Origin of the sequence: Sulfitobacter sp. UBA4523 (assembly GCF_002388305.1) — a bacterium.
Taxonomy (GTDB): domain Bacteria; phylum Pseudomonadota; class Alphaproteobacteria; order Rhodobacterales; family Rhodobacteraceae; genus Sulfitobacter; species Sulfitobacter pontiacus.
On record NZ_DGMH01000017.1, the window covers coordinates 114504 to 123335 of the forward strand.

8 protein-coding genes and 2 pseudogenes are annotated in these 8832 nt (G+C 63.1%); 7 read left to right on the top strand and 3 right to left on the bottom strand.

The genetic code is table 11. The features are described 5' to 3' along the window. From B3849_RS03840 to B3849_RS03860, 5 genes and pseudogenes are all read left to right on the top strand, one after another. On the top strand, positions 1–413 hold a 413-nt coding region (locus B3849_RS03840), incomplete at its 5' end, for an asparaginase domain-containing protein (protein WP_286779839.1). Positions 414–425: 12 nt separating this feature from the next. Beyond that, positions 426–698 (top strand): annotated as a pseudogene (locus tag B3849_RS03845) (asparaginase); the annotation flags it as partial. A 161-nt stretch (positions 699–859) separates the two neighbouring features. Then, on the top strand, positions 860–2287 hold the full coding sequence (locus tag B3849_RS03850; protein WP_286779840.1) for an alanine/glycine:cation symporter family protein: 1428 nt from the start codon (positions 860–862) through the stop codon (positions 2285–2287). 163 nt (positions 2288–2450) lie between these two features. Beyond that, a complete protein-coding gene (locus tag B3849_RS03855) occupies positions 2451–3608 on the top strand; it encodes a saccharopine dehydrogenase family protein (RefSeq protein WP_278424725.1) in 1158 nt (385 codons plus the stop codon). A gap of 166 nt (positions 3609–3774) precedes the next feature. Beyond that, positions 3775–4857 carry an SMP-30/gluconolactonase/LRE family protein gene (locus B3849_RS03860; protein ID WP_278424724.1) on the top strand — a complete coding sequence of 361 codons (1083 nt, stop codon included), beginning with the start codon at positions 3775–3777 and terminating at the stop codon, positions 4855–4857. A gap of 35 nt (positions 4858–4892) precedes the next feature. Here the strand turns inward: B3849_RS03860 and B3849_RS03865 are convergent, their stop codons facing one another. Together B3849_RS03865 and B3849_RS03870 are read right to left on the bottom strand one after the other, a co-directional pair. Next, positions 4893–6071, bottom strand: coding sequence for an aromatic amino acid transaminase (locus B3849_RS03865; protein WP_278424723.1), 1179 nt, complete (start codon positions 6069–6071; stop codon positions 4893–4895). 5 nt (positions 6072–6076) lie between these two features. Further along, positions 6077–6931 carry a DMT family transporter gene (locus B3849_RS03870; RefSeq protein WP_278424722.1) on the bottom strand — a complete coding sequence of 285 codons (855 nt, stop codon included), beginning with the start codon at positions 6929–6931 and terminating at the stop codon, positions 6077–6079. Between the two features lie 180 nt (positions 6932–7111). Here B3849_RS03870 and B3849_RS03875 point away from each other — a divergent pair, with 180 nt between their 5' ends. Then, complete coding sequence (locus B3849_RS03875) at positions 7112–7570, top strand: Lrp/AsnC family transcriptional regulator (protein ID WP_037943687.1); 459 nt, start codon at positions 7112–7114, stop codon at positions 7568–7570. A 6-nt stretch (positions 7571–7576) separates the two neighbouring features. Here B3849_RS03875 and B3849_RS03880 read toward each other — a convergent pair whose 3' ends face one another. Further along, on the bottom strand, positions 7577–8050 hold the full coding sequence (locus tag B3849_RS03880) for a MarR family winged helix-turn-helix transcriptional regulator (protein WP_278424721.1): 474 nt from the start codon (positions 8048–8050) through the stop codon (positions 7577–7579). 96 nt (positions 8051–8146) lie between these two features. On the opposite strand from B3849_RS03880, the pseudogene B3849_RS03885 reads away from it, so the two are divergent. After that, a pseudogene (locus B3849_RS03885) lies at positions 8147–8832 on the top strand (NAD-binding oxidoreductase); the annotation flags it as partial.

The window sequence follows — 8832 nt, forward strand, 5'->3', positions numbered from 1 at the left end:
GGGAAGAAATCAAGACGGCCTATACCGCCGCCGCCCTGTGCCTTGCGTTGCCCGGTCTGGCGCAGCCTGTGATCGTGACCGGCGCGATGCGACCGCTGACTGTGGCTGACACGGACGGCACGGCCAATCTGATCGATGCGCTTGCCGCAGCGCGTACGGCACCGGCGGGGGTCTGGGTGCAATTCGGCGGCAAACGGCTGCATGGCGGGCGGGTGCGCAAGGCCCATTCGCAGGCGCTGGACGCCTTTACCGCCGCGCCAACCGACAGGGAACCGCGTGTCACCGCACCCGACCCGCAGCTCAGCCCCCTGCGCCCCCACGAGGTTGCCCTTCTGACCGTCACCCCCGGTTTCAGCGCCGCCCTGCTGGATCATGCGGCGACCACCTGCGACGGGATCGTTCTGCGCTGCTAAGGCGCGGGCACGGTCCCCGACAGCCCCGCCCTGCGTGCCGCCTTGGGCAAGGCGCAAGGCAAGGGCGTGCCCGTCGTGGCCGTCAGCCAATGCGCCGAGGGCGGCATGCAGATCGGCACCTACGCCGCGGGCAAGGCGCTGCGCGACAGCGGGGTGGTCGACGGCGGCCAGATGACAGCCGAGGCGGCCTTCGTCAAAATCCACCTCGCGCTGAGCCGCTTTGCGCAGTTTGACGCGCAACACGCCTATCTGGCTGCGGATCAATGCGGAGAAATGGCCGATTAACGCGCGAAGGGCCAACCCGCTAGAGTTGAATTGCGAAATAACCTGTATAAGGATCAACGCACTAGACGTCGCACCGGGGCTGCGTGCTTCGCGCTGCGTCATTCGGCTTTACGCTTTGGCCAAGAACACCGTAAAACGCGGCAAAACAAAGGGACATTTATATGGAATTTCTACAAACGCTCTTCGGCTGGATCGGAGACTTCACCTGGGGATGGTCGCTGGTCCCGATCCTCGTCATTTTCGGTATCTTCATCACCATTGCCACCGGTTTTGTGCAGATCGAATACTTTGGCCGCATGTTCCGCGTGCTGTCGAACAAGAACAACGCGGATGATTCCAACCAGATTTCAGCGCGCGAAGCCTTGCTGGTGTCGGTCGGTGGACGTGTCGGCGGCGGCAACATCGCGGGCGTCGCGGTTGCGATCACCCTTGGCGGCCCGGGTGCGGTCTTCTGGATGTGGGCCATCGCGTTGGTCGGTATGGCCACCAGCCTTGTCGAATGTTCGCTGGCACAGCTGTTCAAGCGCAAAGTCGGAGAGCACAGCTACCGCGGCGGCCCTGCAGCGGCCATCATCCACGGGTTGGGCAAGGAATACCGCTGGCTGGCAGTGATCTATGCGATCTGCCTGATTGCGGCCTTCGGTCTGGGCTTCAACGCGTTCCAAGGCAATACGGTTGCAGGTTCGATGCAGGACAGCTTTGGCATTGACCGTCTGTGGACCGGTATCGCGCTGGCGGCCATCTCGGGCTTTATCATCTTTGGCGGCATCCACCGTATTGCCAAAGTGTCGGACGTTGTCGTGCCGATCATGGCCATCGGCTATCTCGCAATGGCGCTGATCGTGATCCTGCTCAACATCACCAGCCTGCCCGGCGTGATCTATGACATCGTGACCAATGCTTTCGGCCTGCAAGAAGCCGTTGGTGGCGGTATGGGTGCTGCGGTTGCGCAAGGCCTGCGGCGCGGTCTGTTCTCGAACGAGGCGGGTCTGGGTTCTGCCCCGAACGTCGCGGCCACCGCCGAGGTGCGTCACCCCATCAGCCAGGGCATCACGCAGTCGTTTTCGGTCTTTATCGACACGATCATCATCTGCTCGTGCACGGCTTTCGTGATCCTGCTGGGCGATGTCTATGTCCCCGGTGCCGAAGGCATCGACGGCGTGGCGCTGACTCAGCAAAGCATGGTGTCGCATCTGGGCACATGGGTGCAGTATTTCCTGAGCGGCGCGATCCTGCTGTTCTCGTTCTCGTCGATCATCTACAACTACTATCTGGGTGAAAACGCGATGACGGTACTGACCAAGAGCCCCTTGGGCATCCTCGGCCTGCGGATTGCGATCATCGCGATTGTCTTCCTGGGTGCGACAGCACCGGCGGCGACTGCGGTGTTCTTCTTCTCGGATCCGATGATGGGTATTCTGGCGTTGGTCAACTTGCTGGCGATCATGATGCTCTTCCCCGTGGCCATGCGCCTGCTGCGCGACTTCCGTCGTCAGCTGAAGGCAGGCGTCGAACGCCCCGTGCTGAACCCGGACGATTATGCCGATCTGGATATCGACCGCGACGCATGGAAGCTCCCGGCAGAGTGATCCGGACGCATCTTACCTGAATTCGAGACGGGCCGTAGCATCTGCTGCGGCCCGTTTCTTTTGCCCCCCGACGCAGCGTTCTGAAACTCGGTAATGGTCAATACCGTCTGCGCTGTCCCATAGTCGGCGCAAAGACATGCAACCAATCGGGGAGGAACGGCACATGGCTGAATTCGATATCATCATCTACGGCGCGACTGGGTTTACGGGGCGGCTGGTCGCGGAATACATCCACGCGACCTATCCGGACCGACCCTGGGCGATGGCAGGGCGCAGCGCGTCCAAGCTGGCGCAGGTGCGCGACGAGATGGGCCTGCCCGCCGACACCCCCCTGATCGAGGCCGATGCCTCTGACCCTGCCTCGCTTGACGCGATGGTCGCGCGGGCGCGGGTTATCATCACCACGGTCGGGCCCTATCTGCTGTACGGCGAGCCGCTGGTCGCGGCCTGTGTCAAGGCGGGCACCGATTACGTCGATCTGTCGGGCGAGCCGCCCTTCATGTGGGACATGATCGAAAAGTACAACGATGCCGCCAAGGCCAGCGGGGCCCGGATCGTACACTCCTGCGGCTTTGACAGCATCCCCTTCGATATGGGCGTCTATTTCCTGCAGCAAGAGGCACAAAAACGCTTTGGCGCGCCGCTGAAAGACGTCAAGGGACGTGTGCGCGGGATGAAGGGCACGTTCTCGGGCGGGACGGCGGCGTCCGGCAAAGAGACGATGAAGCTGGCCATGGGCGATCCCGATGTGATGAAGCGTCTGGTCTCTTCCTTCGCGCTGACACCGGGGTTTGAGGGGCCGACGCAGCCTTACGGCAACAAACCCTACGAAGACCCCGATTTCGGCATCTGGGTCGCCCCCTTCGTGATGGCGTCGATCAATACCAAGAACGTGCATCGTTCCAATATGCTGATGGGCCACCCCTACGGCACGGATTTCACCTATGAAGAGATGATGTTCACCGGCAAGGGCGAAAAAGGCGAGGCGATCGCCAAGAGCATCGCCAAATCCAACCCTATGGGCGACGATGATATCAAACCCGGCGAAGGCCCGTCGAAAGAAGAACGCGACAATGGCAGCTATGACCTGATGTTCACCGGCACCTCCGCTGACAAAGAGCGGCTGACCGTTGGCGTCAAGGGCGACCGCGATCCGGGCTATGGCTCCACCTCGAAAATGCTGACCGAAGCGGCGCTGTGTCTGATCGAGGAAGCCGCCGACACCCCCGGCGGCGTGCTGACAGCGGCCCCTGCCTTTGGTGGTGCGATCATTAACCGGCTCACAGCCAATGCGGGGCTGACGTTCGAGATAGAGAGCTAAGCAACACCCCCTCGCGGTGTTCACCACTGCGGGGGATGCGACCTCGGCGCGGGCCAAAGCGGCTGACATAAATCGCGCGGCGTAGCCTCTTGCACCTGCCAGAGGGATCAGCAACCCTACGCTGTGCGCCACTACTTCGGCGCGAACTCTGGGGAGGAGATCACCGATGAAGAAACTATTTACACTACTGGGCATCGCCCTGCTGGCCTTGCTTGCCTACCTCGCGTTCTGGCCCGTATCCGTCGCCCCGGTCGCGTGGGAGGCACCGCAAGATCAGGGCTACACCGGTGATTTCGCGGTCAACGACCGTTTGACCGCATTGAAGATCGTCGAGCTTGAGGGCCGCAGCGGGCCGGAGGATGCCGATATCGGCCCGGACGGGCTGGTACATGTCGCCACCCATGATGGTGAAATCCTGCGGATCGAAGAGAACGGGGCCATCACCGTCTTTGCGCAGACCGGGGGCCGCCCCCTTGGGATCGAATTTGACGACAGCGGCACGCTTTACGTCGCCGACGCCTATCGTGGCCTGCTGTCGGTGGACCGCGGCGGCAAGGTGACCCTGCTGGCCGAGACGACCAAGGACGGCAGCCCGATCCTTTACGCCGATGATGTGGATATCGCCGCCGATGGAAGCGTCTATTTCTCGGATGCCTCGACCCGCTTTGGTGCGCAGGATAACGGCGGCACGCTGGCGGCGTCGGTGTTGGATCTGGTGGAGCATTCGTCGAACGGCCGCATCCTGAAATACGACCCCGCATCGGGTGAAACGACTGTCTTTGCCGATGGACTGAACTTTGCCAATGGGGTGGCCGTGGATGACGCGAACAGCGCGGTATTTGTGGTCGAAACCGGCAACTACCGCGTCTGGCGCTTCCCCATGGACGGCAGCGCAGGAACGGTGGTGCTGGAGAACCTGCCGGGATTTCCCGACAATATCAACAACGCCCCCAATGGCACATTCTGGGTCGGTCTGGTCAGCCCGCGCAACCCCGTTATGGATCAACTGGCAAACAGCCCCTTCCTGCGCCGCGTGATCATGCGCCTGCCCGACGCGATGAAACCCGCGCCGCTGCGCTATGGCTTTGTCCTGCGGATGGATGCCTCGGGCAAGGTGCTGGAAACGCTTCAGGATCCGTCAGGGGACTATGCGTTGACCACGGGTGCCGTGACCCTGCCCGACGGGCGCATTGCCGTGACCTCGCTGACAGAGCCGCGTCTGGGGATGCTCGACGCCGCTCCGCGCTAAGGCCTACAGACGCTGGCCCAGGGGGCGGGCCAGTGTCACGCCTGTGACACCTCCCGAAGCGCCGCCGCGACCTGTTCGATCTGCGTGCTGCGCAGACCGGCGATATTGATCCGTCCGGTGGCCGTGCCATAGATCGCGTGGTCATGGCGCAGGCTCTCCATCTGGTCGGGCGCAAGTGGCAGCAGGGAAAACATTCCCTGATGGTGCCGCAGCGCCTGAAACGCGGGGTCCGCATCAATCGCGGCCAGCGTATCTGCCAATTGCTGCCGCAGCGATTGGACACGAGCGCGCATACTGTTGAGCTCTTCCTCCCAGATGGTGCGGGTGTCAAAGACGTGGCAGGCGACAGCGGCACCATGTTCGGGGGGCATCGAATAATTCGCGCGGGTCAATGTCTCTAGGTGGCGGCCCACATGGGCGATGGACGCCGCATCCGGCCCCAGCACCATCGCCGCCCCGATACGTTCGCAATACAGACCCATGTTCTTGGACCCGCTTGCCGCAACCATCGCCACGGGCACCGCGTCGACCATCACCCGCAGCCCCGCCGCATCTGCGTCGAGCCCGCGGCCAAAGCCCTGATAGGCAATGTCGATCAACGGGATCAGCCCCCGCGCCGCGCAAAATCGGGCCAGCGCATGCCACATATCCGCATCGGGATCGAGGCCCGTGGGGTTGTGGCAGCAGCCGTGCAGCAGCACCACATCTCCCGGCTTCGCCGCCGCCAGATCCGCGAGCACGCGGTCAAGATCCAGCGCGTCACCCTTGGCCTGCCAGCGATACAGCTGCAGCGTCAGCCCGGCCCCCTCGAATATCGGACGGTGGTTCACATAGCCGGGGTCCGTGCTCCAGACCGTGGTGTCGGGGCGCAGGCTGGCCAGCATATCCCCCAGCACACGCAAAGCCCCTGTCCCGCCGACCGTCTGGATCACATGGCTGCGCGCGATCCGCGCGGGCGCATCGCCCAAGACCAGCCGCGCCATGCCTGCGTTGAACACCGCATTGCCCGCCAAAGCGCGGTAGGTTTTCGGCGCACTGTCCTGCGCCAAGGCGCGCTCGGCCATGCGCACCGCCTTCATATTCGGCGTGGCCCCTTTGTCATCGCGGTAGACGCCGATGACCATGTCGATCTTGTGGCTGCGCGGATCGGCGCGAAAGGCAGAGGTCAGACCCCAGATCGGGTCTTCGGGAAGGGCGGCAAGCGCGTCGAGCATCGGGGTTACTCCTTGGGGCGGTTGGCCAGCATGACGCCAGCGCAAATGATGAGAACGGCCAAAATCGTGCCAAACGTCAGGGCCTCGTGCAGCAGCGGCACGGCAAGCACCGCCGCAATCGCAGGGGCGAGCGACCCGATCGCGGCACATTTCGCGACACCAAGGCGGGCGATGGCGATGGCATAGGTCAGGCTCGAGACAAGGCCGACGCCGACCCCTTGGGCAAGGATGAACGGCATCGCCTCGGCCAGTCGCACCTGCGTCAGATTGCTGGGCAACACCCCCGTGGCGAGCAGCGGCAGCAGCACCAGCGTGGATGGCAGTGCCAGCACCAGCGCGCAGCCGATCGGGTCCAACCCGCTGCCCCGCAGCCCCAGCGTATAGCACCCCCAGAACAGGCTGGCCGATAGCAGCAGCGCCACGCCGGTCAAACTGCCTGCGGCCAAATTGCCCGAGGCCCCGATCAGCGCCGCCACCCCCACAAGGATGATCCCCAGCGGCAGCATCACCGCGGGGCGCTGGCGGTAGATCATCCACGTCAGAACAGCCACCGACACCGGTGTCGTCCCGGCAATCAACGCCCCCACATGCGTGGCCGAGGTCTGCGCCCCGCCCATAGCCGCGAGCCAGAAGAACGGCAGCCCCGCCCCCGCCGCGATCATCAGCCAGCGATGCGCGGGCAACCGCCTTAACACAGCGATACGTTTTGGCAGGAAGGGTAAAAAGAACAGCGCCGGAATACCCGACCGGATCAGCGCCACATCGCCAAACGTCAGCTGCGCCCCGCTGGCGGCACGGGTGGACAGCGCGAACCCCGCCCAGACCAGCACGGTCACCGCAATCGCGAGATAGCCAACCATGGGCCGAAGGGGGATCTGCCGCGGACCAAGTCCATGCGCGGCGGGCAGTGAGGGGGAACTGAGCATATTTGTCCTGCGCGTTGTATCTGCGCTGTTTTACGCTGTATCCACGGGCAGATGCTTGCTAATGATTGCGCGATAGTATGAATTTCGGGCATATCCTGCCCTTAGAGGGCCAAGATGGACAGTAAAGATCGCGAGATCATCAAAGCGCTGCAGCGTAACGGGCGTCTGACCAATCAGGATCTGGCAGCTCAGGTGAATCTGTCGCCCTCACCCTGTTTGCGGCGCACCCGTGCGCTTGAGGAAAAGGGCGTGATCAAGGGCTATACCGCGATTGTGGATGAACGCGCCTACGGGCTGCCCGTGACGGCGCTGGTGCGCATCCGGCTGAGCAGCCACACGGGCGACGTGGTGAAACTGTTCGAGAAGAAAGTGCACGAGACCGAACAGATCCTCGATTGCTATGTCATCACCGGCAGCGAGGATTATCTGTTGCGCGTGCTGGTCGAGGATCTGAAAAGCTACGAGGAATTCGTGCGCCACAAGCTGCACAACATCCCCGGCATCGCGTCGATTGATTCCAGCTTTGCCTATGGCGTGCTGAAGCAGTCGAACGTCTTTCCCGTGGTGACCTGAAACCCCCTACGGATCGTCGAACCGGTCGTGAACCCCTTCAAGCAGCGTATCCAGCGCGGATAGGAAATGCGCCGCCGCTTGGGGGTCGAGCTTGTCCAGAAACCGCGCCTGATGCGCGTCGACCAGCACCCGCGCCCGCGCCAGCAGGTCTTGCCCCGCCTCGGTCAGCGTGATCGCACGGGCGCGCCCGTCGCCTTCTGTCAGGTTCTGCACCAGCCAGCCTTTGTCGCGCATCTGCTTGAACGTCCGCGACGCCGTGGGGCGGGTGATGCCGATATTCTCGGCGATACCGGAGGGCGCGGTGATGCCTTCCAGCGCGATACTGGCCAAAACGCACCATTCCAACCGTGTCAGCCCAAGCTGCGAAAGCTCTGCATCCAGACTGGTACGCATAATCGCGGCCAGCCGCGACACGCGAAAGCCCAGCCTGTCGTGCAGACGATAGGAGGCAGGGGCAGAGGTGTTCTCGGGTCCGGTCATAAAGCATGAATACTTCATTTTTGCCGCACCGCTACTGTTTGCTTGCAAAATAGTTGATCTATGACAACTATGGCGGCGAATTAAGAGGCAATATCCATGACCCCACGGCTGCGTTCCCGCAAAAACCGCCCCATCCATATGGGTGCCTACCCGACGGAAAAGCTGCGGCGGGCGGAGGGTGTTGCAGGGCCGGTGCCGGCCTTCACCCCCTTGGGGCTGACGGAGAACGCGCGTCCGCTGGCCCAAGCGACGCGGGATCACCGCGCCATGCTGGATGCGATCCGCGAGGGTCTGGTGAACAAGGCCTTGGCCGAGATCCCCGCCGATCTGACCGAGCGGGCGCAGCACCTCAAGGCCTTTGCCCATTTCAACGATGCGACGATGGTGGGGATTTGCAAGCTTGCCCCCGACCACCATCTGGCACAGCCCCTGCGCAATGCGGATGTCGCGCGGCTGGCGCAGGATTTGCAGACGCGTCAGGTCAAAACGCTCGCCTCTGGTGTGGATGCGATCATGGCCGACCTGCGCGACTCCGTCACCGCACCCGAGACGGATATCGCTGGCCATACCCATGCGCTGGTGCTGCTTGTCGCGCATCCCCGCGCGGTCAAGCAGGATGAACCCGGTGCGCCATGGATCACAGGGATGGAGGATCATCGGTCGTCCCTACTGGCCGCGGAATCGGCGGCGGTATTGTCGAATTACATCCGCCTGCTGGGGCGTCCGGCACGCGGGCATACCATGACGGCAAGCGATGTGGACCTGAACCAGCTGGCGGTCGA